Annotated in this window: 26 protein-coding genes, 2 pseudogenes and 1 riboswitch; of the genes and pseudogenes, 15 read left to right on the top strand and 13 right to left on the bottom strand. The window is 52.8% G+C overall.

The annotated features are described in order from the left end of the window. The 5 genes and pseudogenes from BGK49_RS30370 to ybiJ form a co-directional block, all read left to right on the top strand. A pseudogene (locus tag BGK49_RS30370) lies at positions 1-233 on the top strand (IS4 family transposase); the annotation flags it as partial. 14 nt (positions 234-247) lie between these two features. After that, positions 248-2,235: pseudogene (locus tag BGK49_RS08640) on the top strand (catecholate siderophore receptor Fiu); the annotation flags it as partial. Positions 2,236-2,276: 41 nt separating this feature from the next. Then, positions 2,277-2,954: a PKHD-type hydroxylase YbiX gene (gene ybiX, locus BGK49_RS08635; protein WP_000990188.1), complete on the top strand. Its 678-nt coding sequence runs from the start codon at positions 2,277-2,279 to the stop codon at positions 2,952-2,954. Between the two features lie 73 nt (positions 2,955-3,027). Continuing rightward, a complete protein-coding gene (gene ybiI / locus BGK49_RS08630; protein WP_000146372.1) occupies positions 3,028-3,294 on the top strand; it encodes a C4-type zinc finger protein YbiI in 267 nt (88 codons plus the stop codon). A gap of 264 nt (positions 3,295-3,558) precedes the next feature. Further along, entirely contained in the window at positions 3,559-3,819 is a 261-nt protein-coding gene (ybiJ, locus tag BGK49_RS08625; protein WP_000849301.1) for a DUF1471 family protein YbiJ, read from the top strand. A gap of 102 nt (positions 3,820-3,921) precedes the next feature. Here the strand turns inward: ybiJ and ybiE are convergent, their stop codons facing one another. From ybiE to dinG, 4 genes are all read right to left on the bottom strand, one after another. Then, on the bottom strand, positions 3,922-3,981 hold the full coding sequence (gene ybiE / locus BGK49_RS30945; RefSeq protein WP_212734348.1) for a hypothetical protein: 60 nt from the start codon (positions 3,979-3,981) through the stop codon (positions 3,922-3,924). Positions 3,982-4,046: 65 nt separating this feature from the next. Then, positions 4,047-5,132 (bottom strand): hydroxycarboxylate dehydrogenase HcXB, encoded by a 1,086-nt coding sequence (gene hcxB / locus BGK49_RS08620; RefSeq protein WP_000443512.1) that lies wholly within the window; start codon positions 5,130-5,132, stop codon positions 4,047-4,049. Between the two features lie 140 nt (positions 5,133-5,272). After that, a complete protein-coding gene (ybiB, locus tag BGK49_RS08615) occupies positions 5,273-6,235 on the bottom strand; it encodes a DNA-binding protein YbiB (protein WP_000386548.1) in 963 nt (320 codons plus the stop codon). Between the two features lie 27 nt (positions 6,236-6,262). Further along, entirely contained in the window at positions 6,263-8,413 is a 2,151-nt protein-coding gene (gene dinG, locus BGK49_RS08610; RefSeq protein ID WP_005040450.1) for an ATP-dependent DNA helicase DinG, read from the bottom strand. A 119-nt stretch (positions 8,414-8,532) separates the two neighbouring features. Between dinG and ybiA the strand changes: the two genes are divergently transcribed. Next, complete coding sequence (ybiA, locus tag BGK49_RS08605; protein WP_001145132.1) at positions 8,533-9,015, top strand: N-glycosidase YbiA; 483 nt, start codon at positions 8,533-8,535, stop codon at positions 9,013-9,015. Between the two features lie 231 nt (positions 9,016-9,246). Here the strand turns inward: ybiA and rhlE are convergent, their stop codons facing one another. Continuing rightward, positions 9,247-10,611, bottom strand: coding sequence for an ATP-dependent RNA helicase RhlE (gene rhlE, locus BGK49_RS08600; protein ID WP_000007125.1), 1,365 nt, complete (start codon positions 10,609-10,611; stop codon positions 9,247-9,249). A gap of 228 nt (positions 10,612-10,839) precedes the next feature. On the opposite strand from rhlE, the gene cecR reads away from it, so the two are divergent. Genes cecR through BGK49_RS08575 form a run of 5 tightly spaced genes read left to right on the top strand, consistent with a single transcriptional unit; the run spans position 10,840 to position 16,481 of the window. Beyond that, complete coding sequence (gene cecR / locus BGK49_RS08595) at positions 10,840-11,511, top strand: DNA-binding transcriptional regulator CecR (RefSeq protein ID WP_005028104.1); 672 nt, start codon at positions 10,840-10,842, stop codon at positions 11,509-11,511. A 2-nt stretch (positions 11,512-11,513) separates the two neighbouring features. Further along, a complete protein-coding gene (gene hlyD, locus BGK49_RS08590) occupies positions 11,514-12,509 on the top strand; it encodes a secretion protein HlyD (RefSeq protein ID WP_005007432.1) in 996 nt (331 codons plus the stop codon). Next, a complete protein-coding gene (locus tag BGK49_RS08585) occupies positions 12,502-14,238 on the top strand; it encodes an ATP-binding cassette domain-containing protein (RefSeq protein ID WP_000996088.1) in 1,737 nt (578 codons plus the stop codon). The genes hlyD and BGK49_RS08585 overlap by 8 nt, the downstream gene beginning before the upstream one ends. Beyond that, a complete protein-coding gene (locus tag BGK49_RS08580) occupies positions 14,231-15,364 on the top strand; it encodes an ABC transporter permease (RefSeq protein ID WP_000070125.1) in 1,134 nt (377 codons plus the stop codon). The genes BGK49_RS08585 and BGK49_RS08580 overlap by 8 nt, the downstream gene beginning before the upstream one ends. 10 nt (positions 15,365-15,374) lie before the next feature. Further along, complete coding sequence (locus tag BGK49_RS08575) at positions 15,375-16,481, top strand: ABC transporter permease (protein ID WP_000469031.1); 1,107 nt, start codon at positions 15,375-15,377, stop codon at positions 16,479-16,481. Here BGK49_RS08575 and BGK49_RS08570 read toward each other — a convergent pair. Beyond that, positions 16,443-16,853, bottom strand: a complete 411-nt coding sequence (locus BGK49_RS08570; protein ID WP_000871982.1) for a YbhQ family protein — start codon at positions 16,851-16,853, stop codon at positions 16,443-16,445. The genes BGK49_RS08575 and BGK49_RS08570 overlap by 39 nt on opposite strands. 132 nt (positions 16,854-16,985) lie before the next feature. Between BGK49_RS08570 and BGK49_RS08565 the strand changes: the two genes are divergently transcribed. From BGK49_RS08565 to BGK49_RS08555, 3 genes are read left to right on the top strand one after another with little or no spacing between them, the layout of a single operon-like run. Beyond that, entirely contained in the window at positions 16,986-17,747 is a 762-nt protein-coding gene (locus tag BGK49_RS08565; RefSeq protein ID WP_001113369.1) for an endonuclease/exonuclease/phosphatase family protein, read from the top strand. Then, positions 17,744-18,985 (top strand): cardiolipin synthase ClsB, encoded by a 1,242-nt coding sequence (gene clsB, locus BGK49_RS08560; RefSeq protein ID WP_000650367.1) that lies wholly within the window; start codon positions 17,744-17,746, stop codon positions 18,983-18,985. Before BGK49_RS08565 ends, clsB begins: the two co-directional genes overlap by 4 nt. Next, the gene (locus BGK49_RS08555; protein ID WP_000045445.1) at positions 18,985-19,941 is read left to right on the top strand and encodes a lysylphosphatidylglycerol synthase domain-containing protein; all 957 of its coding nucleotides are present in this window, start codon (positions 18,985-18,987) and stop codon (positions 19,939-19,941) included. The genes clsB and BGK49_RS08555 overlap by 1 nt, the downstream gene beginning before the upstream one ends. Before the next feature lie 35 nt (positions 19,942-19,976). Here the strand turns inward: BGK49_RS08555 and BGK49_RS08550 are convergent, their stop codons facing one another. The 7 genes from BGK49_RS08550 to moaA all read right to left on the bottom strand — a co-directional run bounded on the left by BGK49_RS08550 (position 19,977) and on the right by moaA (position 24,440). Then, positions 19,977-20,690, bottom strand: a complete 714-nt coding sequence (locus BGK49_RS08550; RefSeq protein ID WP_000446936.1) for a Bax inhibitor-1/YccA family protein — start codon at positions 20,688-20,690, stop codon at positions 19,977-19,979. Positions 20,691-20,895: 205 nt separating this feature from the next. Next, positions 20,896-21,600, bottom strand: coding sequence for a Bax inhibitor-1/YccA family protein (locus BGK49_RS08545; RefSeq protein WP_000373624.1), 705 nt, complete (start codon positions 21,598-21,600; stop codon positions 20,896-20,898). Positions 21,601-21,736: 136 nt separating this feature from the next. Beyond that, complete coding sequence (gene moaE / locus BGK49_RS08540; protein WP_000852276.1) at positions 21,737-22,189, bottom strand: molybdopterin synthase catalytic subunit MoaE; 453 nt, start codon at positions 22,187-22,189, stop codon at positions 21,737-21,739. 1 nt (position 22,190) lies between these two features. Then, entirely contained in the window at positions 22,191-22,436 is a 246-nt protein-coding gene (moaD, locus tag BGK49_RS08535; protein ID WP_000598619.1) for a molybdopterin synthase sulfur carrier subunit, read from the bottom strand. After that, positions 22,429-22,914: a cyclic pyranopterin monophosphate synthase MoaC gene (gene moaC, locus BGK49_RS08530; RefSeq protein WP_000080885.1), complete on the bottom strand. Its 486-nt coding sequence runs from the start codon at positions 22,912-22,914 to the stop codon at positions 22,429-22,431. Before moaC ends, moaD begins: the two co-directional genes overlap by 8 nt. A 2-nt stretch (positions 22,915-22,916) precedes the next feature. Beyond that, positions 22,917-23,429, bottom strand: a complete 513-nt coding sequence (moaB, locus tag BGK49_RS08525) for a molybdenum cofactor biosynthesis protein B (RefSeq protein ID WP_069375726.1) — start codon at positions 23,427-23,429, stop codon at positions 22,917-22,919. A gap of 21 nt (positions 23,430-23,450) precedes the next feature. After that, positions 23,451-24,440, bottom strand: a complete 990-nt coding sequence (gene moaA, locus BGK49_RS08520) for a GTP 3',8-cyclase MoaA (protein WP_001295301.1) — start codon at positions 24,438-24,440, stop codon at positions 23,451-23,453. Beyond that, positions 24,428-24,572: riboswitch (molybdenum cofactor riboswitch) on the bottom strand. It overlaps the preceding gene by 13 nt. Before the next feature lie 264 nt (positions 24,573-24,836). Between moaA and yvcK the strand changes: the two genes are divergently transcribed. Then, complete coding sequence (gene yvcK / locus BGK49_RS08515; protein ID WP_001295302.1) at positions 24,837-25,745, top strand: uridine diphosphate-N-acetylglucosamine-binding protein YvcK; 909 nt, start codon at positions 24,837-24,839, stop codon at positions 25,743-25,745. Positions 25,746-25,905 lie beyond the last annotated feature (160 nt).

Here is a 25,905-nt window from a genome sequence, read left to right as displayed (position 1 = left end):
GTTACTGGCCGAATCAACTGAGTTTCTCAGAATCATGCGGAATGGTGATGAGAATGCTGATGACATTGCAGGGCGCTTCACCGGGACGTATACCGGAGCTGATGCGCGATCTTGCAAGTATGGGACAACTTGTGAAATTACCGACGAGAAGGGGAAGGGCCTTCCCGAGAGTGGTAAAGGAGAGGCCCTGGAAATACCCCACAGCCCCGAAAAAGAGCCAGTCAGTTGCTTAACTGACTGGCATTACCCCGGCGTGGGTGCGTTTTTTGCGGGTGAGAACGGTAACTCCACCACTGGCGACGCCATTTATATGCGTGGTGCCGATACCTCTAACAGTATTTATATTGATGGCATTCGCGATATCGGCAGCGCCTCGCGCGACACCTTCAATACCGAGCAGGTCGAAGTGATTAAAGGGCCGTCCGGCACCGACTACGGGCACAGCGCACCGACGGGCTCGATCAATATGATCAGCAAACAGCCGCGCAATGATTCCGGCATTGACGCCTCCGCCAGTATTGGCAGCGCCTGGTTCCGCCGCGGCACGCTGGACGTCAATCAGGTCATTGGTGATACCACCGCGGTGCGCCTGAATGTAATGGGCGAAAAAACGCACGATGCCGGACGCGACAAAGTCAAAAATGAGCGTTACGGCGTCGCCCCTTCTGTCGCTTTTGGCCTTGGTACAGCGAATCGTTTGTATCTTAATTATCTGCATGTCACCCAGCACAACACGCCAGACGGCGGCATTCCGACCATCGGTTTGCCGGGCTATTCTGCCCCATCTGCGGGAACGGCGGCCCTGAATCATTCCGGAAAAGTTGATACTCATAACTTTTACGGCACGGATTCCGATTACGACGATTCGACCACCGACACCGCCACCATGCGTTTTGAGCACGACATCAACGATAACACCACCATTCGCAATACTACCCGTTGGTCGCGCGTAAAGCAGGATTACCTGATGACGGCGATTATGGGCGGGGCGTCGAATATTACTCAGCCCACCAGCGATGTGAATAGCTGGACCTGGTCACGCACGCGAATACCAAAGATGTGAGTAATAAAATTCTCACCAACCAGACCAACCTGACCTCGACGTTCTATACCGGTTCTATCGGTCATGATGTCAGTACCGGCGTGGAATTTACCCGTGAAACGCAGACTAACTACGGCGTTAATCCGGTGACGTTACCCGCGGTAAATATTTATCATCCTGACAGCAGCATTCATCCCGGCGGCCTGACGCGCAACGGCGCAAACGCCAATGGTCAGACGGATACCTTCGCAATTTACGCCTTTGATACGCTGCAAATCACCCGTGATTTTGAGCTGAACGGCGGGATCCGTCTGGATAATTATCATACTGAATATGACAGTGCCACCGCCTGCGGCGGCAGCGGACGCGGTGCCATCACCTGCCCAGCTGGTGTGGCAAAAGGTTCTCCGGTCACCACCGTCGACACCGCCAAGTCGGGCAATCTGGTGAACTGGAAAGCCGGGGCGCTGTATCACCTGACGGAAAACGGTAATGTCTATATTAACTATGCCGTTTCCCAGCAGCCTCCGGGCGGCAACAACTTCGCCCTTGCGCAGTCTGGCAGCGGTAACAGTGCCAACCGCACCGATTTTAAACCGCAAAAAGCCAACACCAGCGAGATTGGCACCAAATGGCAGGTTCTGGATAAACGCCTGTTGCTCACCGCCGCACTGTTCCGTACTGATATCGAAAATGAAGTTGAGCAAAATGATGACGGAACTTACTCGCAATACGGTAAGAAACGTGTCGAAGGCTATGAGATATCCGTGGCCGGGAATATCACTCCCGCGTGGCAGGTGATTGGCGGCTATACCCAGCAAAAAGCAACCATCAAAAACGGCAAAGATGTTGCCCAGGATGGTTCCTCATCGCTGCCGTATACCCCGGAGCACGCCTTCACCTTATGGAGCCAGTATCAGGCAACCGATGATATCTCTGTTGGCGCGGGCGCACGCTATATCGGCAGTATGCATAAAGGTTCAGACGGCGCGGTGGGAACGCCAGCGTTTACCGAAGGTTACTGGGTCGCCGATGCCAAACTGGGGTATCGGGTTAATCGCAATCTCGACTTTCAGCTAAACGTTTACAACCTGTTTGATACCGATTACGTCGCCTCAATCAACAAGAGCGGCTACCGTTATCACCCGGGCGAGCCAAGAACCTTCTTGCTCACAGCCAATATGCATTTCTGATTCAGATGTGGGGCGCAGGCCCCACTTTTTGGAGAAATTGTATGATGTACCACATTCCCGGCGTGTTATCGCCACAGGAGGTCGCTCGTTTTCGCGAACAACTGGAACAAGCCGAATGGGTGGATGGACGCGTCACCACCGGCGCACAAGGTGCGCAAGTTAAGAACAATCAACAGGTAGACACCCGCAGCACGTTATACGCCGCCCTGCAAAATGAGGTGCTGAACGCGGTTAACCAACATGCTTTATTCTTTGCCGCGGCCTTGCCGCGTACCCTTTCCACGCCGCTGTTTAATCGCTATCAGAACAATGAAACCTATGGTTTTCATGTGGATGGCGCAGTACGCAGCCATCCACAAAACGGCTGGATGCGCACTGACCTTTCTGCCACGCTGTTTTTAAGCGATCCACAAAGCTACGACGGCGGCGAACTGGTCGTTAATGACACCTTCGGACAACATCGGGTAAAACTCCCGGCAGGTGATCTCGTGTTGTATCCCTCCAGCAGCCTGCATTGCGTGACACCCGTAACCCGCGGCGTACGAGTGGCATCATTTATGTGGATCCAGTCGATGATCCGCGATGATAAAAAGCGCGCCATGCTGTTTGAACTAGACAAAAATATTCAGTCGCTGAAAAGCCGCTATGGTGAAAATGAAGAGATCCTGTCGCTGCTCAATCTTTATCATAATCTGCTGCGGGAATGGTCGGAGATCTGACGCTTGAACTGCCCAGGTTCGTCCCTATATTAGCTACACTTAACTGTACAAGCATTGATATGGGGAGGACGATATGGCATCCGGTTGGGCTAACGATGAAGCCGTCAACGAACAGATCAACAGTACAATTGAAGATGCGATTGCCCGCGCTCGGGGTGAAATTCCGCGTGGCGAAAGCCTGTATGAATGTGAAGAGTGCGGTGCCCCCATCCCGCAAGCCCGTCGGGAAGCCATTCCTGGCGTGCGCTTATGTATTCATTGTCAGCAGGAGAAAGATTTACAAAAACCAGCGTATACAGGATATAATCGCAGAGGTTCGAAAGACAGCCAGTTACGTTAACTACAACTGGCGAGATGCATAGCGAGTATAATTTGTATTTTGCGTGGCATTCCGTGCCTTTAACGCTGCTGTGACTGCCACGCGGCATAAAACAAGTCCATAAGTACAACAAATAAATGGTTTATCAGTATGTTAGATATCAATCAATTTATTTGAACAAGGCGGTCAATTCTCTTCGATTTTATCTCTCGAAAAAAAACGTGATACTCATCACATCGACGAAACAACGTCACTTATACAAAAATCACCTGCGAGAGATTAATTATGAAAACTATCAATACTGTTGTTGCTGCTATGGCTCTTTCAACTCTATCATTTGGCGTGTTCGCGGCGGAACCGGTAACGGCATCCCAGGCACAGAACATGAATAAAATCGGCGTGGTTTCTGCCGATGGCGCATCCACCCTCGATGCCCTGGAAGCGAAACTGGCTGAGAAAGCCGCGGCAGCCGGTGCCAGTGGATACAGCATCACTTCTGCCACCAACAACAATAAATTAAGCGGTACTGCGGTAATTTATAAGTAATTCGTAGGACGGATAAGGCGTTTACGCCGCATCCGGCAACAGATGCCTGATGCGACGCTACCGCGTCTTATCAGGCCTACAAAATCCGAACCGTTGGACGGATCAGGCGGTTACGCTACGTCCAGCACAAGTATTTCCCTGTCTGTTTGCCGACAGACGCATATGCTCTAACCCTCATTGATCCTATATTACCCTTGTTTGCCCGTCCGTTACTGGACGGGCTTTTTTTAGCTGGCTAACTGCTGACAGAAAGCCTGCAACGTCTCTTCCGACATACCAATCTGCCGCGCCGCATCACAAATGGCCTGCCAGCTTCCCGCATCCAATGGAATCCCCTGCTCCTGCCGTTCGCGACGCGTGTTCACTTCCCACTCGCCCGGTAGCAAAATCGGCTTATCGTCATCATGCGGCGAGGCTTTCACCCACTCGGCAAAGGCTTCAGTCTGCGCGCTACAATCCGGCGCGCCGAACAGTTCCGGGTTGATGATGATAGTGGTCATGCAGTTAAGAATGGCATCGGGACTGGTTTGTAACGTTTCCTGATGCGTCGTTTTACCGCCAGAAAGCGCCCCGCCAAGAATTTCACACATCGCTGCAAGGGCGTAGCCTTTATGTTCGGCAAAGGTCAACAGCGACCCCAACGGCGACTCCTGCATTACCGCCGGATTGGTCGTCGGCACGCCGTTAACGTCAATCAGGCAACCTGGCGGCACGGGGACTCCTTTATGCCAGGCGACGCGAGTTTTACCAAATGCGATGGCGCTGGTGGCGTAATCAAGCAACAGCGGGAAATTATCTTTACGAGGGAAAACCACACAGAACGGATTGGTGCCAAAGCGGCTGTCGCGACCGTGGAACGGTGCGACCATTGGAATACCGACCACGCTAACAAAGTGGATAGAGACAAACCCCGCCGCTGCACACTGCTCCGCCCAGTAACCGATACGGCCGATATGATGCGAGTTATGTAGCGCCACGGCAGCAATACCGTGCTGATGCGCTTTCTCAATCCCCAGCGCCATCGCTTCGTGTGCCGCGACCTGACCGAATGCGCGATCGCCATCGAGCGTGACTGCCGCCCCCGCCTCTTTAACGATTTTGGCATGATGGTTAATTTGCAGATGCCCCTGACTCCAGGAACGCACATAGCTTGGGATCATGCCAATACCATGAGAATCATGCCCTGCCAGGTTTGCCGCGATTAAATGATCGGCCACTAATTTCGCTTCTTGTTCCTCGCTACCCATCTGACGAAATACAGCCTGAATAAAACTGTGCAGCGTCTGAGCATCAAAGCGATGACCACTTTCCATGGTTAACTCCTGTTTATGTTATGTGTTTGTTGTTTTTTTATGCTGCACGCCGGGCGCGGGAAGGTCAATAAAGATGCAGGAATTTCATATTGCGGTGGGGTAAAAGCCGGATGACATGGCTCATCCGGCTGAGAAAAGAATTAAAATGCCTGATTAACGCGCGCCAGGCCGTCACTGATAGTTGCCGCTTCACCCGTAGCCTCCAGGCAGCAAGCCATCTGGATTTTCAGCGATTCGGGAATCGGTTCGCTGCCAGCAAGGCAACGCTCAATCCACTGCGCCGTGGTTTCTGGGTCTTTTGCTTGTGGCAGTAACTCGCTACCAGCAGTGTCCTGTTTTTCATACAGCACCCGCATCCCTTCACGGTCAATGAGATTGATCTGCGGGCAGCGCTGCGGATTAGCATACACTTCGCCTTCAGTACCATGCATTAGTAGCGCCCGCCCGCCGATATCGCTAAAGAACTTCGCGACTCGCCCGATGTATTCCGGATGCGAAACGCTGGAAAGACGCAGCGCCTCACCTTCGGCAAATGGCGTCGCCAGTTTCGCCAGGGTATGTGCACTGTTACGCACGCCCATCCGCCAGCGCATCGCCAGTTGTTTTTCCAGCGGCGGGCAAAACGCGCCGACAGGCATAAACACCGGTTGATGTTCGTCGAGCTTCGCCTGCGCCTGCCCGCCGTGCAACGTTGGTGTAATACCCATCAGTTCGAAAATGGTTTCTGTCAGCACGCGAGTTGGATCTTCGCTAACCCCGTGAACCACCACAGGAAAACCGAGTTTGTGCAGGAGAATAGCCAACAACGGCGTCAGGTTGGCCTGTTTACGCGCGCCGTTGTAACTGGGGATGACAATCGGCATCGGCTTGCCTGCAGGCGGCGTCAGCTTGATGGTGTGATTTTGCATGGCTTCGTAAAAGCCGAGCATCTCTGCTTCCCCTTCCCCTTTGATACGTAGCGCAATCAATACGCCGCCCAACTCAAGGTCAGGGACTTCACCATTGAGCATATGGGCATACAGACCGCGCGCAGTATCCCGGTCTAAATCGCGCGCGTGGTTTTTCCCGCGCCCGATCTCTTTAATGATTTTGCGATAGTCCATTTACGACTCCTTACCTGACTCACATCATTAACGCCGCCGACGGCGTGGGGATTTCGTTTTTTCTTTCTTTTTAACTATACCTTCAGGGACTTCCGGTTGCTCTATCGGAAATACCGGTAATGCATCCAGTAGTCGCTTGCCATAATTTTTGGTCAGCAAGCGTTTGTCGTAGATAACCACTTCGCCCCAGCAACCGTGGCTTCGAATCAGTCGCCCAACCTGCTGAATCAGGTTAAACGAGGCGCTCGGCAGGCTTTGCACCTCAAACGGATAGCGGTTGAGGCTTTTCAGCCATTCCCCTTCGGTGATCACCACCGGGCTGTCGATGGGCGGAAAAGCGATTTTGTGGATATGCACCTGGCTGAGCAGATCACCTTTCAAATCAAGCCCTTCGGCAAATGACTGTAAGCCCACCAGCACACTACGCTCACCGTTGGCAACGCGTTTGCGGTGCAGTTCAACTAAGCGATAACGCGGCTGATCGCCCTGCACCAGCAGCATCAGGCGTAAATCCGTCACATAGTCGAGAAAGCGCTGCATCGCCCGTCCGCTGGCAAACAGTACCAACATACCGAGATGTTTTTTGCTCTCCACCTGCTCACGGAAAAAGGCCGCCATTTCGGCAATATGCTGCTCTTCGTTGTCGATGGAAGGCTCAAAGCGCATCCGGGGAATAACAATTTTGCCCTGTTCGCAGTGGTTAAAGGGGGAATCCAGCGCCACAAAACGGTCGCCCGCTTTCTCTTTCAGCCCGCTCATCTCCTGCAAACGCGAAAAACTGTTCAGCGAACGCAAGGTTGCGGAGGTGACAATAATGTGCGGAATACTGCGCCACAGCAGCCTTTCCAGCTGATCGCTGACACGTATTCCCGCGCAGTGAAACCAGAGATGCAGCTGCCCTTCGCGCTCTTCCCGCGTCGCCCATTTGGTCACCGGCGCACCGGAAGATTGCGCCAGAGACGCCAGCCGCCAGAGTTTGCTTTGCGCCTCGAACATCCCCAACGCGCGGTTCATCTGCAAAATCAACCGATGCAGACGCACAATATCGTGGCTGCCGGTTTTCTCACTTAAATCGTTAAGAAATAACTCCGCCAGACCACGCAGCATCTCGGTGAGTTTTGCCAGCCGCTGGCAGATCTCCAGCACTTCATCAGGCAGTTCGCCCATCGCAAAACGGTGCTCTGCCTCCTGCCCGGCAGGCATGTAGAGATTGAGAATGTTGTTTAACGAGGCGATAAGCTCATACAACTCTTCACAATGCGCATTCAAACGTTCAGGGATCGCCAGCGGTGGGATGGTCTTCGGGCGAAACTGCTCCATGCAGGTAGCGACCAGTTTCGTGAACAAGTCCAGCTGTAGTCGATACCAGGGCGCGGTGATTTCAGCGCTCATCTCCAGCGCATCCCGGGCCACATCTGGCAGGTGATGACCTTCGTCCAGCACCAGCAGCAGATTTTTCGGGTCAGGCAGTACGGCTTCGCTTTCCATCGCCGCCATCACCAGCGCATGGTTTGCCACCACCACTTCCGCTTCCTGAATCTCCCGACGAGCAACAAAAAACGGGCATTCACGATAGTAGTAACAGTTACGGTTGAGGCAGCTGGCTTTGTCGGTACTCAAACGACGCCAGAGATCATCATCTATAGCGATATCCGTATGATCGCGCAGACCATCCCATTTATAAGTGTCGAGATCGCCCTTCAGCTTCGCACAACGTTTTTGCTCTTCCTGATTATTTGGCGTCAGTTCGTCGTCAAGAAACGCCAGCAGATCCTGTTGCGTGGGTTCAGTGCTGGCGAGCGCCGTCAGATTACGCGGACAAACGTAGCGCCCACGCCCGAAAGCGGCAGTGAATTTAAGATCGGGAATGATCTTTTTCAGCAGCGGTAAATCTTTGCTGTAAATCTGATCCTGCAACGCCACGTTGGCGGTACTCACCACCAGCGTTTTTTGCTCTTCGCGGGCAATGGCGATGCCGGGGATCAAATAGGAGAGCGTTTTCCCAACGCCGGTGGGGGCTTCAATCGCCAGATGCCGCCCTTCTTCTCCGGCCAGCGTTTTGGCGACGTCCGCAATCATCTGCCGCTGCGGCGCACGGGGAATAAAGTCGGGGATCTGTTCCTGAAGCGCCTTATACCAGGCGGCAATTTGCGCTTTAAGCGCGGCGGTTAATGCCATGAGAAAACCTGAAATACTGTATAAACAGCCAATATTGTGGCATTTTTCGGTTTTCAGGGGTAATGGTTTTTCTGTTTCTGGAAAGCGGCTCGCAATAACCACCAACATAATGCGGTTTAATGCCCGTTCGAGCACAAAGGATCCAACACGTCATGCAAGACACCATCATAAATTTCTACAGCACCAGCGATGACTACGGTGATTTTTCTAACTTTGCCGCCTGGCCCATCAAGGTTGACGGGAAAACCTGGCCCACCTCCGAACACTATTTTCAGGCACAAAAATTCCTTGATGAAAAATACCGCGAAGAGATCCGTCGGGTTTCTTCCCCCATGGTCGCCGCTCGCATGGGGCGTAATCGTTCCAAGCCACTTCGTAAAAACTGGGAGTCGGTTAAAGAACAGGTGATGCGTAAAGCACTTCGTGCTAAATTCGAACAGCATGCAGAACTGCGTGCGCTCTTGCTGGCAACCGCGCCCGCAAAACTGGTTGAGCATACGGAAAACGATGCTTACTGGGGAGACGGTGGTAATGGTAAGGGCAAGAATCGACTGGGCTACCTTTTAATGGAGTTGCGCGAACAATTGGCTATAGAGAAGTAACGTCTCGGTGGCTTATGGGCGGTAAAACAGATAAATTTTTTCCCGTGTTCTCAAATTGCTGACAAGTGCTTGTTGTGAAATGCCGGATGCGGCGTAAACGCCTTATCCGGCCTACAAAAGCATGCAAATTCAATATATTGCAGAGTTAACGTAGGCCTGATAAGCGTAGCGCATCAGGCAGTTTTGCGTTTGTTCATCAGCCTGATGCCGGGCATAGCCCGGCATAAAAGATTACTGCGCAGCGGCAGGTTTACGCGGACGGCGGCGACGTTGTTGTTCGCCTGCCGGTTTGGCATCGCCGAGGCGGCGAGACGGTTTTTCTGCAGGTTTCGCGCTTGCAGATTTTGCGCCACCTTCCCCACGGCGTGGTTGCTGTTGACCGCGACCACCACCTTGCCCACGACCGCCGCCGCCACGTTGCTGGCGACCGTTCTGGATCGGTTCGGCTTTGATTGACGGGTCCGGCTCATAGCCCGGAATCGCAATGCGCGGGATCTCTTTTTTCAGCAGTTTTTCGATATCACGCAGCAGTTTGTGTTCATCAACACACACCAGCGACAACGCTTCACCGGTAGCAGCCGCACGACCGGTACGCCCGATACGGTGGACATAATCTTCCGGTACGTTTGGCAGTTCATAGTTGACGACGTGCGGCAACTCTTCGATATCCAGACCGCGCGCAGCGATATCGGTCGCCACCAGTACGCGAATGTCACTCGATTTAAAATCAGCCAGCGCACGGGTGCGCGCACCTTGCGATTTATTCCCGTGGATCGCCGCACTACGGATGCCATCTTTATTGAGCTGCTCAGCCAGATGGTTAGCGCCGTGTTTGGTACGGGTAAACACCAGCACCTGCTGCCAGTTCCCTTTACCAATCATGTGCGACAGCAATTCGCGTTTGCGTTTCTTATCGACAAAGTGAACGTGCTGGGTCACCTGATCAGACGCGGTATTGCGGCGTGCCACTTCGATTTCCAGCGGGTTGTGCAACAGTTTTTCCGCCAGGGCTTTAATATCGTCAGAGAAGGTCGCAGAGAACAGCAGGTTCTGGCGTTTCGCTGGCAGTTTTGTTAACACGCGACGGATATCGTGGATAAAGCCCATGTCGAGCATGCGGTCAGCTTCATCGAGGACGAGGATTTCAACCTGATCCAGCTTCACTGCATTTTGATGTTCCAGGTCCAGCAAACGTCCCGGTGTTGCCACCAGAACATCAACGCCGCCGCGCAGCTTCATCATTTGCGGGTTAATGCTGACACCGCCAAACACCACCAGCGAACGAATGTTCAAATATTTGCTGTAATCACGGACGTTTTCGCCAATCTGCGCAGCCAGTTCACGGGTCGGGGTAAGAATGAGCGCACGTACCGGACGACGCCCTTTGGCGTGCGGCTGGCGAGTGATCAGGTGTTGCAACAGCGGCAGCGTAAAGCCCGCTGTTTTACCGGTACCGGTCTGGGCGCTAGCCATCAGGTCGCGGCCTTCCAGCACCGCAGGGATCGCCTGCTGCTGAATAGGGGTGGGTTCACGGTACCCCTGCTCGGCAACGGCGCGCAGGATATCAGGGCTTAAACCCAAAGAATCGAAAGACATAACTACTCCGAACCGCCCCGACCGTTACCGGTGTAGTTTTCAGGGAGATACTGAAAAGGAAAATGACAAAAACCACAATGTCATGAGGGAGCGGAGTGTAGCAGTTTTTGTGACGCAGCGCATAAATTATCCCTGTGACTGGCGTTGCTAAAATTCTTAGCCATACTGGACAACTCCCCTATGGAGTCATAATCTTAATCAATCATTTGATTAAGAATGGACTGTGCGATGAATAATCCTGCCATGACAATCAAGGGTGAACAGGCGAAAAAACAGCTGATTGCTGCCGCACTGGCGCAGTTTGGTGAATATGGAATGAACACCACCACTCGCGAGATAGCCGCCCAGGCCGGGCAGAATATCGCTGCCATCACCTACTACTTCGGTTCGAAAGAAGATTTGTACCTCGCCTGCGCCCAGTGGATTGCCGATTTTATTGGCGAGCAGTTCCGTCCGCATGCCGAGGAAGCCGAACGCTTGTTCGCGCAACCACAGCCTGATCGGGCTGCCATCCGTGAACTGATCCTTCGCGCCTGCAGGAACATGATTAAGCTGCTCACCCAGGATGACACCGTCAACCTCAGCAAGTTTATCTCCCGTGAGCAGCTCTCTCCCACGGCAGCCTACCACCTGGTGCACGAACAGGTGATTAGTCCGCTACACAGCCACCTGACACGCCTGATTGCCGCCTGGACCGGCTGCGACGCCAATGACACCCGCATGATCCTTCATACCCATGCGTTGATTGGTGAGATTCTGGCGTTCCGTCTTGGCAAAGAAACAATTCTGTTACGTACCGGCTGGACCGCGTTCGATGAAGAAAAGACCGAACTGATCAACCAGACGGTGACCTGTCATATCGACCTGATTTTGCAAGGATTATTGCAAAGGAGTTTGTAGTGATGAAAAAACCTGTCGTGATCGGACTGGCGGTAGTGGTACTTGCCGCCGTGGTTGCCGGAGGCTACTGGTGGTATCAAAGCCGCCAGGATAACGGCCTGAAGCTGTATGGCAACGTGGATATTCGTACGGTGAATCTTAGTTTCCGTGTTGGGGGGCGCGTTGAATCGCTGGCGGTGGACGAAGGTGATGCGATCAAAGCGGGCCAGGTGCTGGGCGAACTGGATCACAAGCCGTATGAGATTGCCCTGATGCAGGTGAAAGCGGGCGTCTCGGTGGCACAGGCGCAGTATGACCTGATGCTTGCCGGGTATCGCGATGAAGAAATCGCTCAGGCCGCCGCAGCGGTGAAACAGGCGCAAGCCGCCTATGACTATGCGCAGAACTTCTATAACCGCCAGCAAGGACTGTGGAAAAGCCGCACCATTTCGGCAAATGACCTGGAAAATGCCCGCTCCTCGCGCGACCAGGCACAGGCAACGCTGAAATCAGCACAGGATAAATTGCGTCAGTACCGTTCCGGTAACCGTGAACAGGACATCGCTCAGGCGAAAGCCAGCCTCGAACAGGCGCAGGCGCAACTGGCGCAGGCGGAGCTGAATTTACAGGACTCAACGTTGATAGCACCGTCTGATGGCACACTGTTAACGCGCGCGGTGGAGCCAGGCACGGTTCTCAATGAAGGTGGCACGGTGTTTACCGTTTCACTAACGCGTCCGGTGTGGGTGCGCGCTTATGTTGATGAACGGAATCTTGACCAGGCCCAGCCGGGGCGCAAAGTTCTGCTTTATACCGATGGTCGCCCGGACAAGCCGTATCACGGGCAGATTGGTTTCGTTTCGCCGACTGCTGAATTTACCCCGAAAACCGTCGAAACACCGGATCTGCGTACCGACCTCGTCTATCGCCTGCGTATTGTGGTGACCGACGCCGATGATGCGTTACGCCAGGGAATGCCGGTGACGGTGCAATTCGGTAACGAGGCAGGACATGAATGATGCCGTTATCACGCTGAACGGCCTGGAAAAACGCTTTCCGGGCATGGACAAGCCCGCCGTCGCGCCGCTCGATTGTACCATTCACGCCGGTTATGTGACGGGGCTGGTGGGGCCGGATGGTGCAGGTAAAACCACGCTAATGCGGATGCTGGCGGGATTACTGAAACCCGACAGCGGCAATGCCACGATGATTGGCTTTGATCCAATCAAAAACGACGGCGCGCTGCACGCCGTGCTCGGCTATATGCCGCAGAAATTTGGTCTGTATGAAGATCTCACGGTGATGGAGAACCTCAATCTGTACGCGGATTTGCGCAGCGTCACCGGCGAGGCACGTAAGCAAACTTTTGCTCGCCTGCTGGAGTTTACGTCTCTTGGGCCGTTTACCGGACGCCTGGCGGGCAAGCTCTCCGGTGGGATGAAACAAAAACTCGGTCTGGCCTGTACCCTGGTGGGCGAACCGAAAGTGTTGCTGCTCGATGAACCCGGCGTCGGCGTTGACCCTATCTCACGGCGCGAACTGTGGCAGATGGTGCATGAGCTGGCAGGCGAAGGGATGTTAATCCTCTGGAGTACCTCGTATCTCGACGAAGCCGAGCAGTGCCGTGACGTGTTACTGATGAATGAAGGCGAGTTGCTGTATCAGGGGGAACCAAAAGCCCTGACACAAACCATGGCCGGACGCAGCTTTCTGATGACCAGTCCACACGAGGGCAACCGCAAGCTGTTGCAACGCGCCTTGAAACTGCCACAGGTCAGCGACGGCATGATTCAGGGGAAATCGGTACGTCTGATCCTCAAAAAAGAGGCCACACCAGACGATATTCGCCATGCCGACGGGATGCCGGAAATCAACATCAACGAAACTACGCCGCGTTTTGAAGATGCATTTATTGATTTGCTGGGTGGTGCCGGAACCTCAGAATCGCCGCTGGGTGCAATATTGCATACGGTAGAAGGCACACCCGGCGAGACGGTGATCGAAGCGAAAGAACTGACCAAGAAATTTGGTGATTTTGCCGCCACCGATCACGTCAACTTTGCCGTTAAACGTGGGGAGATTTTTGGTTTGCTGGGGCCAAACGGCGCGGGTAAATCGACCACCTTTAAGATGATGTGCGGTTTGCTGGTGCCGACTTCCGGCCAGGCGCTGGTGCTGGGGATGGATCTGAAAGAGAGTTCCGGTAAAGCGCGCCAGCATCTCGGCTATATGGCGCAAAAATTTTCGCTCTACGGCAACCTGACGGTCGAACAGAATTTACGCTTTTTCTCTGGTGTGTATGGCTTACGCGGTCGGGCGCAGAACGAAAAAATCTCCCGTATGAGCGAGGCATTTGGCCTGAAAAGTATCGCCTCCCACGCGACCGATGAACTGCCATTAGGTTTTAAACAGCGGCTGGCGCTGGCCTGTTCGCTGATGCATGAACCGGACATTCTGTTTCTCGACGAACCAACGTCCGGCGTTGATCCCCTCACCCGCCGCGAATTTTGGCTGCATATCAACAGCATGGTAGAGAAAGGCGTCACGGTGATGGTCACCACTCACTTTATGGATGAAGCAGAATATTGCGACCGCATCGGCCTGGTGTACCGTGGGAAATTAATTGCCAGCGGCACGCCGGATGATTTGAAAGCGCAGTCGGCCAACGACGAGCAACCCGATCCCACCATGGAGCAAGCCTTTATTCAGTTGATCCACGACTGGGATAAGGAGCATAGCAATGAGTAACCCGATCCTGTCCTGGCGTCGCGTACGGGCGCTGTGCGTTAAAGAGACGCGGCAGATCGTTCGCGATCCGAGTAGCTGGCTGATTGCGGTAGTGATCCCGCTGCTACTGCTGTTTATTTTTGGTTACGGCATTAACCTCGACTCCAGCAAGCTGCGGGTCGGGATTTTACTGGAACAGCGTAGCGAAGCGGCGCTGGATTTCACCCACACCATGACCGGTTCGCCCTACATCGACGCCACCATCAGCGATAACCGTCAGGAACTGATCGCCAAAATGCAGGCGGGGAAAATTCGCGGTCTGGTGGTTATTCCGGTGGATTTTGCGGAACAGATGGAGCGCGCCAACGCCACCGCACCGATTCAGGTGATCACCGACGGCAGTGAGCCGAATACCGCTAACTTTGTACAGGGGTATGTCGAAGGGATCTGGCAGATCTGGCAAATGCAGCGAGCGGAGGACAACGGGCAGACTTTTGAACCGCTTATTGATGTACAAACCCGCTACTGGTTTAACCCGGCGGCGATTAGCCAGCACTTCATTATCCCCGGTGCGGTGACCATTATCATGACGGTCATCGGCGCGATTCTCACCTCGCTGGTGGTGGCGCGAGAATGGGAACGCGGCACCATGGAGGCTCTGCTCTCTACGGAGATTACCCGCACGGAACTGCTGCTGTGTAAGCTGATCCCTTATTACTTTCTCGGGATGCTGGCGATGTTGCTGTGTATGCTGGTGTCAGTGTTTATTCTCGGCGTGCCGTATCGCGGGTCGCTGCTGATTCTGTTTTTTATCTCCAGCCTGTTTTTACTCAGTACCCTGGGGATGGGGCTGCTGATTTCCACGATTACCCGCAACCAGTTCAATGCCGCTCAGGTCGCCCTGAACGCCGCTTTTCTGCCGTCGATTATGCTTTCCGGCTTTATTTTTCAGATCGACAGTATGCCCGCGGTGATCCACGCGGTGACGTACATTATTCCCGCTCGTTATTTCGTCAGCACCCTGCAAAGCCTGTTCCTCGCCGGGAATATTCCAGTGGTGCTGGTGGTAAACGTGCTGTTTTTGATCGCTTCGGCGGTGATGTTTATCGGCCTGACGTGGCTGAAAACCAAACGTCGGCTGGATTAGGGAGAAGAGCATGTTTCATCGCTTATGGACGTTAATCCGCAAAGAGTTGCAGTCGCTGCTGCGCGAACCGCAAACCCGCGCGATTCTGATTTTACCTGTGCTTATTCAGGTGATTCTGTTCCCGTTCGCCGCCACGCTGGAAGTGACTAACGCCACCATCGCCATCTACGATGAAGATAACGGCGAGCATTCGGTGGAGCTGACCCAACGTTTTGCCCGCGCCAGCGCCTTTACTCATGTGCTGCTGCTGAAAAGCCCACAGGAGATCCGCCCAACCATCGACACACAAAAGGCGTTACTCCTGGTGCGTTTCCCGGCTGACTTCTCGCGCAAACTGGATACCTTCCAGACCGCGCCGTTGCAGTTGATCCTCGACGGGCGTAACTCCAACAGTGCGCAAATTGCCGCCAACTACCTGCAACAGATCGTCAAAAATTATCAGCAGGAGCTGCTGGAAGGAAAACCGAAACCTAACAACAGCGAGCTGGTGGTACGCAACTGGTATAACCCGAATCTCGACTACAAATGGTTTGTGGTGCCGTCACTGATCGCCATGATCACCACTATCGGCGTAATGATCGTCACTTCACTTTCCGTCGCCCGCGAACGTGAACAAGGTACGCTCGATCAGCTACTGGTTTCGCCGCTCACCACCTGGCAGATCTTCATCGGCAAAGCCGTACCGGCGTTAATTGTCGCCACCTTCCAGGCCACCATTGTGCTGGCGATTGGTATCTGGGCGTATCAAATCCCCTTCGCCGGATCGCTGGCGCTGTTCTACTTTACGATGGTGATTTACGGTTTATCGCTGGTGGGATTCGGTCTGTTGATTTCATCACTCTGCTCGACACAACAGCAGGCGTTTATCGGCGTGTTTGTCTTTATGATGCCCGCCATTCTCCTTTCCGGTTACGTTTCGCCGGTGGAAAACATGCCAGTATGGCTGCAAAACCTGACGTGGATTAACCCTATTCGCCACTTTACGGACATTACCAAGCAGATTTATTTGAAGGATGCGAGTCTGGATATTGTGTGGAATAGTTTGTGGCCGCTACTGGTGATAACGGCCACGACAGGGTCAGCGGCGTACGCGATGTTTAGACGTAAGGTGATGTAACTTCTTATCTTTCGCCAGCAAAGACACTACCGCCGGGCCGGCAAGGATTGCCAGCCCTGCAATTGCCAGCAAAAAGTTGTTTTCCAGTACGCGGGACAACAGCCACAGCACAATCAGCGCTGCGCCAAAATACCAGGTCGTGGTCAGCTCTTCCAGCACGTCTGCCACCTCACGCCAGCGTTGCTCGGGGTGGCGCTGAAACACCAACATCATCACTACCGTGACACAATACAGTGCGCATAATCCCACGCCGACGTGAACCAGAGTCTTACTCATCCAGCCCACCACCAGCAGCGCCACTACCAGTAAATGCAACATAATCTGCCAGCAACTTAGACCCGTTGCGACACGAACACGTTGTTGCCACTTCATGGCTTCTCTCCTGAAGAATTTATCTCTACTTACTCAGAGTACCGAACTTTACGGAAAATTCCGTAAGACCGCACCTTTTTGTGACGCCGACTACACTATTTCAATGAGATAAGAGGCAAAGACAGGAAAATTATGCCCGATCAAACACAACAATTTTCGTTCAAGGTGCTCACCATCAACATTCAAAAAGGTTTTACCGCGTTTAACCGACGCTTCATTTTGCCGGAACTTCGCGACGCGGTGCGTACCGTCAGCGCCGATATTGTTTGCCTGCAGGAAGTGATGGGCGCGCACGAAGTTCATCCGCTGCATGTGGAAAACTGGCCCGATACCTCGCACTACGAGTTTCTCGCCGACACTATGTGGAGCGATTTTGCCTACGGTCGCAATGCCGTATACCCGGAAGGGCATCACGGCAACGCCGTACTGTCGCGTTATCCCATTGAACATTATGAGAATCGCGATGTTTCGGTCGATGGTGCGGAAAAGCGCGGCGTGCTCTACTGCCGCATTGTGCCGCCGATGACCGGAAAAGCGATTCATGTGATGTGCGTACATCTGGGCCTGCGTGAGGCGCACCGTCAGGCGCAGCTTGCGATGCTCGCCGAATGGGTGAATGAGCTACCGGACGGCGAACCGGTATTGGTGGCGGGTGATTTCAATGACTGGCGGCAAAAAGCTAATCATCCGTTAAAAGTGCAGGCCGGACTGGATGAGATTTTTACCCGCGCCCACGGACGCCCGGCGCGCACGTTTCCGGTGCAATTTCCTCTACTACGACTGGACAGGATCTACGTCAAAAATGCCAGCGCCAGCGCGCCAACCGCGTTGCCGCTGCGGACATGGCGACACCTTTCTGATCATGCCCCTTTAAGTGCGGAGATTCATTTATGAAATGTAGCTGGCGCGAAGGCAATAAGATCCAGTTGCTGGAAAACGGCGAGCAATATTATCCCGCGGTGTTTAAGGCGATTGGCGAGGCACAAGAACGCATCATTCTTGAAACGTTTATCTGGTTTGAGGATAACGTCGGCAAACAGCTACATGCGGCACTACTGGCAGCAGCGCAACGCGGGGTTAAAGCGGAAGTCTTGCTGGATGGCTACGGTTCGCCGGATCTCAGCGATGAGTTTGTCAATAAACTGACGGCAGCTGGCGTAGTGTTCCGCTACTACGATCCCCGCCCTCGCCTTTTTGGTATGCGCACCAATGTGTTTCGCCGGATGCATCGCAAAATTGTGGTGATCGACGCGCGTATCGCCTTTATTGGCGGGCTGAATTACTCCGCCGAGCATATGTCCAGCTACGGTCCAGAGGCTAAACAGGATTACGCGGTACGCCTTGAAGGGCCGATTGTCGAAGATATTCTCCAGTTTGAGCTGGAAAACCTGCCTGGACAGAGCGCGGCACGGCGCTGGTGGCGACGTCATCACAAAGCGGAAGAGAACCGCCAGCCGGGAGAAGCGCAGGTATTGCTGGTCTGGCGCGATAACGAAGAACATCGCGATGATATTGAACGCCATTATCTGAAAATGCTCACTCAGGCGCGGCGGGAAGTGATTATCGCCAACGCCTACTTCTTCCCCGGCTATCGATTTTTACACGCCTTGCGTAAAGCGGCACGGCGCGGGGTGCGGATCAAACTGATCATTCAGGGCGAACCGGATATGCCGATTGTCAGAGTCGGTGCGCGCTTGCTGTATAACTATCTGGTTAAAGGCGGCGTTCAGGTTTTTGAGTACCGCCGCCGCCCGCTCCACGGCAAAGTGGCATTGATGGACGATCACTGGGCGACAGTAGGGTCCAGTAATCTCGATCCGCTCAGTTTGTCACTGAATCTCGAAGCAAATGTCATCATCCACGATCGTCATTTTAACCAGACGCTGCGCGATAATCTGAACGGCATTATTGCCGCAGATTGTCAGCAGGTGGATGAAACCATGCTGCCCAAACGCACCTGGTGGAACCTGACCAAAAGCGTGCTGGCGTTCCACTTTTTACGCCACTTCCCGGCGCTGGTTGGCTGGCATCCGGCACACACACCACGTCTGACGCAGGTTGATCCCCCCGCACAACCGACAATGGAAACGCAGGATCGGGTAGAAACTGAAAACACGGGGGTAAAACCCTGATAAGTAAATCACACCCGCGCTGGCGCTTAGCAAAGAAGATCCTCACCTGGCTGTTTTTTATCGCGGTGATTGTGTTGCTGGTGGTCTACGCCAAAAAAGTGGACTGGGAAGAGGTCTGGAAGGTCATCCGCGACTACAATCGCGTTGCGCTGCTTAGTGCGGTCGGGCTGGTGGTCGTCAGCTATCTGATTTACGGCTGCTATGACCTGCTCGCCCGCTTTTACTGCGGTCACAAACTGGCGAAGCGCCAGGTGATGCTGGTGTCGTTTATCTGCTACGCCTTCAACCTGACGCTCAGTACCTGGGTCGGCGGCATTGGTATGCGCTATCGTTTGTACTCCCGACTAGGGTTACCGGGCAGCACTATTACGCGGATTTTCTCGCTCAGTATTACCACCAACTGGCTGGGCTATATTTTACTGGCAGGGATTATCTTTACCGCAGGCGTGGTGGAGTTGCCGGATCACTGGTATGTCGCTCAAACTACGCTGCGTATTCTCGGCATTGGCTTACTGATGATTATCGCGGTTTATTTGTGGTTTTGCGCTTTCGCGAAGCACCGCCATATGACCATCAAAGGGCAAAAGCTGGTGCTGCCTTCATGGAAATTCGCCCTCACTCAGATGCTGATTTCCAGCGTTAACTGGATGGTAATGGGGGCGATTATCTGGCTGTTACTTGGTCAAAGCGTGAACTATTTCTTTGTACTGGGCGTGTTACTGGTTAGTAGTATTGCTGGCGTCATCGTGCATATTCCGGCGGGGATCGGTGTGCTGGAAGCGGTGTTTATCGCACTACTGGCTGGGGAGCATACCTCGAAAGGGAGCATTATCGCCGCGCTGCTCGCTTATCGCGTCCTGTATTACTTTATCCCGCTGCTGCTGGCGCTGATCTGTTACCTGCTACTGGAAAGCCAGGCGAAGAAGCTACGGGCGAAAAATGAAGCGGCGATGTGAAGTTTAGTTAAGTTCTTTAGTATCTGCATTCACGACTAATGAAAAAAACGCGTATGCCTTTGCCAGACAAGCGTTATAGCTATCGCGGCAAGTATCCCAAAGAAGCCGATAAAATAGTAATAGAGTGTTAATGCACCTGTAAAAGCGCAACGAACCGGACTCCACAACTCTTCACTATGGCATTTTCCTGCCAGTTCAAGGAGCTTATTTCGTCCATGCGAGATAATGCCTGGCCATAACACAATCACTAAGCAACTTATTACCCAAATGGGCCGTTCACTCATTAATGCCGCATTCACGATGATTACCAGGGCCAACCCTGTCAACGTCATCATAATGATAAAACGGTGAGAACCAGGATCAACATTAAATAATAAACCGGCCAGCATACTGATTAAAAACATCGCGCCCGCAGTGCTGAACACAATGATAATGGCATATACAGGAACTAAACTTGCAACGACAATCGCCACCAAAGAGAGTAAAAACAGATATATTACGCCTGCGATGACGGCATTTATCTTGTTGATATCCTTACTTAAGCCATACATACAAACTAATAATAACCCTATGCCGACATACATTGTTGGTGAATCATATTTGGTTGCCGTAATTTCGAGATACTTAGCTCCCCAGGCCAGTCCTGCGGTTGCCACCAAACCTAAAGCGGTAATGAGCCATATACCGTTTAATATCCTGGTCTCGTGCTGAAAATCTAATTTATTGCTGTTTTGTGAGTATGATTCCATTCTTTTAGTTGTCCTTAGAAAAAATATTAATATTCACCATCAATAAATTTAAACCCACGCATACAAAATACTTTTGTATTTATGGATACGGAAAACGCTTCCGCTCGGCCATAAGGCGTATTTTATACCTGGTACTTGTTAAGTGTCGTTTTTAGTAAGAAAAGAAATCCCGACACATGGCCGGGATATTGATGGTGAAAAAGAATTAACGGCGGTTGCCAAAAATTCGCAGCAACATCAGGAACAGGTTGATGAAGTCCAGATACAAGGTTAACGCGCCAAGAATGGAATATTTGCGCAGGTTCGACGTGTCGCGGGTATCAATCTGCTCACCCATATTTTTCAATTTCTGAGTGTCATACGCCGTCAATCCGACAAAGACAATCACGCCGATGTAGGTAACTGCCCACATCAATGCTTCGCTTTTCAGCCAGAAGTTGACCAGCGATGCCAGCACAATGCCGATTAACGCCATAAACAGCATATTGCCAAAGCCACTTAAATCGCGCTTCGTGGTGTAACCGTACAGGCTCATTGCACCGAACATCCCGGCAGTAACGACGAAAGTACTGGCGATAGAAGCAGCGGTATAGACAATGAATATACTGGAAAGCGTAAGACCCGTCAGCGCCGAATAAAGCATAAAGAGCATCGTCGTTACACCTGCGCTCAGCTTTTGAATCATCGCTGATAACACAATAACCAATGCTAATTGCGCGATGATCAGACCGATTAAAAAGACACGGTTAGTGAACAACAGCTCCATCACGGCCGCGGAATTAGCCGCATACCAGGCAACAAATGCGGTCAGCAACAAGCCAACGGTCATCCAGCCATAGACTTGCGCCATATAAGTTTGCAAGCCAGCCCGGGGTTGTACGATTGAATCAGAACGTGGGAATCTGTCCATGACGATCTCCTGAAGATATAAGGAATATCTTAAGGATACTGCAAAATGATGAGGCTGTGCATCGACGCAGCGTAAACGCATGTACTGAGCGGTGAAATTGCCGGACGCAGCGGTGCCTTATCCGGCTAACAAAAAACTACCAGCGTTTTGCCGCCTGCTGATCGCTCTCCCGAGCTTCAACCCAGCGGTCGCCTTCCGGCGTGGCTTCGCGCTTCCAGAACGGTGCGCGGGTTTTGAGATAATCCATAATAAACTGCCCGGCTTCAAACGCACTGCTGCGATGCGCACTGGTGACACCGACAAAAACGATTTCATCGCCCGGCCATAATTCCCCGATGCGGTGAATCACAGTGACGCGCCCCAGCGGCCAGCGGTTACGCGCTTCATCAACAATTTCTGCCAGTGCTTTTTCAGTCATCCCCGGATAGTGTTCGAGGCTTAATGCTTTGACGCTGTCACCCAGGTTATGGTTGCGCACCTTACCAGTAAAGGTGACTACCGCACCGTCTTCGTCACGCTCCGCCAGCCACGGGTACTCTTCTCCTACGCTGAACGGCTGCGGACCAACAACAATTTTGGTTTCTGCCATCTTAACCTCCGGTTACCGGCGGGAAGAAAGCTACTTCGTCGCCGTCAGTCAGCGGATGGTCAAAACTCACCAGCGTCTGGTTGACGGCAGCCAGTAATTTGCCATCTTCCAGCGCCAGCGCCCAGCGATCGCTCTGCGCAGCCATGTGCTGGCGTAACGCTTCAACAGTTGGGAAATCCGCAGCCACTTCGGTTGCATCTGTTCCCACCAACTCGCGCACCTGTGCGAAAAAAAGAACTTTAATCATCCGCTTCCACCTTAAAGTCACCCGACTTGCCGCCGCTCTTCGCCAGCAAACGTACCGGACCAATCACCATATCTTTTTGCACCGCTTTGCACATGTCATAAATGGTCAGCGCCGCCACGGAGGCCGCGGTTAATGCTTCCATTTCGACACCGGTTTTCCCGGTCAGGCGGCATAAGGTTTCTATACGCACCCGATTGTGCTCCGGCTCGGCCTGTAAATTGACTTCAACTTTGCTGAGCATCAGCGGATGACAGAGCGGGATCAGATCCCAGGTGCGTTTTGCCGCCTGAATACCGGCAATACGCGCAGTGGCAAATACGTCGCCTTTGTGGTGGCGACCATCAATAATCATCGCCAGCGTCTCGCTGCGCATGGTGACAAAGGCTTCCGCCCGCGCTTCACGCACGGTTTCCGCTTTGGCGGAGACATCCACCATGTGCGCTTCGCCAGCGGCGTTGATATGGGTCAGTTGCGACATACTTATTTCTTCAAATGTGGATGGAAATTACACGGATACGTACGGGCATCCAGCTGCAGCGCGATGATATTTTCCCATGCGGTACGGCACGCTTTGGTCGAACCCGGCATGGCGAAAATCAGCGTTTTGTTGGCGACGCCCGCTACCGCACGAGATTGCAACGTGGAAGTGCCAATCTCTTCAAACGACAACATCCGGAACACTTCACCAAAACCTTCAACTTCACGGTCGAACAACGGCAGCAATGCTTCGGGAGCCTGATCACCTTCCGTCAGGCCAGTACCACCCGTAATCAATACCACTTGTACATCGTCGCTGGCGATCCACGCAGATACCTGAGCGCGAATAGCGTAGCGGTTTTCTTTCACAATGGCTTTATCGACAACGTGATGGCCCGCTTCTTGCGCCGAATCGCGCAGATAGTGACCGGAGGTATCGTCTTCTTCACCGCGACGATTAGAAACCGTAAGAATAGCAATACGGGTCGGGATAAATTCAGTGCTTACCTGACTCATCTGATCTCTCCTTTTGACGTTTTAGCCGCCAATGTACGATAAATTTTGCGTAATACCGGTGTTGTTTTGATGCAGGAAATGGGTCTGTTTCTTCTCCCGCAGCGCCGCTGAAATACGCGCTTCCAGCGCCTGTTGCTGGGTATCGTCTTCCAGCAGATCGCGCAGGTTAACGCCGCCTTCACCAAACAGGCAGAGATGGAGTTTACCAATGGAGGAAACGCGCAGGCGGTTGCAAGTGGCGCAGAAGTCTTTTTCATACGGCATGATAAGGCCAATCTCTCCGGCGTAATCTGGATGGCAAAAGACTTGCGCGGGACCGTCGCTGCGTTGACGTAATTGGTGGATCCAGCCGCGACGCAGTAGCTCGTCACGCAGAACCTGACCAGAGATGTGATGCTTACGGAAGAGCTCGCTGCCCTCGCCCGTTTCCATCAGTTCGATGAAACGCAGCTGGATAGGGCGATGCTGGATCCAGTTCAGAAAGGTGTCGAGCTGGTGATGATTAACATCACGCATCAGCACGGTATTGACTTTGACCTTCTCAAAACCGGCCTCAAATGCAGCATCAATCCCTGCCATGACCTGGTTGAATTTATCCTGCCCGGTAATAGCGTGAAACTGGCGGGCGTCCAGACTGTCGACACTGACGTTAATGCCAGTAAGTCCCGCATCGCGCCAGTTCGCCACATCGCGTTCCAGACGGTAACCATTGGTGGTGACCGCAATCTGGCGGATAGCGTCGTTTTCCCGCACAGCGGCGATGATATCGGTAAAGTCGCGGCGTAAAGACGGCTCACCTCCTGTCAGGCGCACTTTTTCGGTGCCCAGACTGGCGAAGGCGCGCGTAACCCGGCGAATTTCATCGACGGTAAGAAAGCCTTTATTGGTGACGCCGCTCGGTTTGTAGCCATCCGGCAGGCAGTAGGTGCAACGAAAGTTACACACATCGGTAATCGACAGGCGCAAGTAGTAAAACTTACGCGCAAATGCATCAGTCAGTTGTGAAGCCATGTACACCTTTCCAGATACGGGAGGCGAAGTCATTTCTTCCTTCGCCCTGGTGGCAATCTTTACGAGCATTGTCACGGCCAAAGCACCGTATCAGTTGACCCAGGTGCAGAGGCTAGAGTGTTTAGTGGTTAAGCCGATACTAGCGTGTAAATGAGATTTTTACCATCCACACTTTCGCTATGCAATCATGTATATAGCGTCATGATCGTGCTATTTCGCTACAGAATAAGGGAAAATGGCAGTTTTACTTTGATATACATCATCAGGGAGGCATAGCGTGCATCGTCCTTTAGAGGTAGAAGAAAATAGTTTGTATCCTCAATATTGGCAGGTTAATTGCTGTTTCCCCGCAATTTGCGCTACTGTAGCGCGGATAATCTGACTCCAGGAAACTATATGCGCAATCGTACGCTGGCTGATCTTGATCGTGTCGTTGCTCTCGGCGGAGGGCATGGACTGGGACGCGTTCTCTCATCACTTTCGTCTTTGGGTTCTCGTTTAACGGGTATCGTCACCACCACGGATAATGGTGGCTCGACGGGGCGTATTCGCCGTTCAGAAGGCGGCATTGCCTGGGGCGATATGCGCAACTGCCTCAACCAACTGATAACGGAACCGAGCGTCGCCTCCGCGATGTTTGAATACCGTTTTGGCGGCAATGGCGAACTTTCCGGGCACAACCTTGGAAACTTGATGTTAAAGGCGCTGGATCACCTTAGCGTGCGGCCTCTGGAAGCCATCAATTTAATTCGTAATCTGCTGAAAGTGGATACGCATTTGATTCCAATGTCAGAGCATCCCGTCGATCTGATGGCGATTGACGATCAGGGGCATGAAGTTTACGGCGAGGTCAATATCGACCAGTTAACTACGCCGATTCAAGAGTTATTATTAACGCCGAATGTACCCGCAACGCGTGAGGCAGTTCACGCTATCAATGAAGCGGATCTCATCATTATTGGGCCTGGCAGTTTTTATACCAGCCTGATGCCAATTCTGCTGCTGAAGGAAATCGCCCAGGCATTACGCCGCACGCCAGCGCCGATGGTTTATATCGGCAATCTGGGGCGTGAGTTGAGTTTACCTGCGGCTAATTTGAAGCTGGAAAGCAAGCTGGCAATTATGGAGCAGTATGTTGGTAAAAAAGTCATTGATGCGGTCATCGTCGGGCCAAAAGTGGATGTCTCGGCGGTGAAAGAGCGGATTGTGATCCAGGAGGTACTGGAGGCCAGCGATATTCCGTATCGTCATGACCGCCAGTTGTTACATAACGCGCTGGAAAAGGCGTTACAGGCTTTAGGTTAACGGAAATCCGAAGGAAAATTCCGGCTTCCTATTGAAGACAAAGTGCGCGTTGTTTATGCCGGATGCGGCGTGAACGCCTTATCCGGCCTACAAACCGCGCAAATTCAATATATTGCGGAGAAAATGTAGGCCTGATAAGCGTAGCGCATCAGGCTGTTTT

This window comes from Shigella sp. FC1544 (genome assembly GCF_001722145.1).
In the GTDB taxonomy this organism is placed as follows: domain Bacteria; phylum Pseudomonadota; class Gammaproteobacteria; order Enterobacterales; family Enterobacteriaceae; genus Escherichia; species Escherichia coli.
The sequence above is the reverse complement of the archived record's forward strand: the minus strand, read 5'-3'. Positions and strand labels throughout refer to the sequence as shown.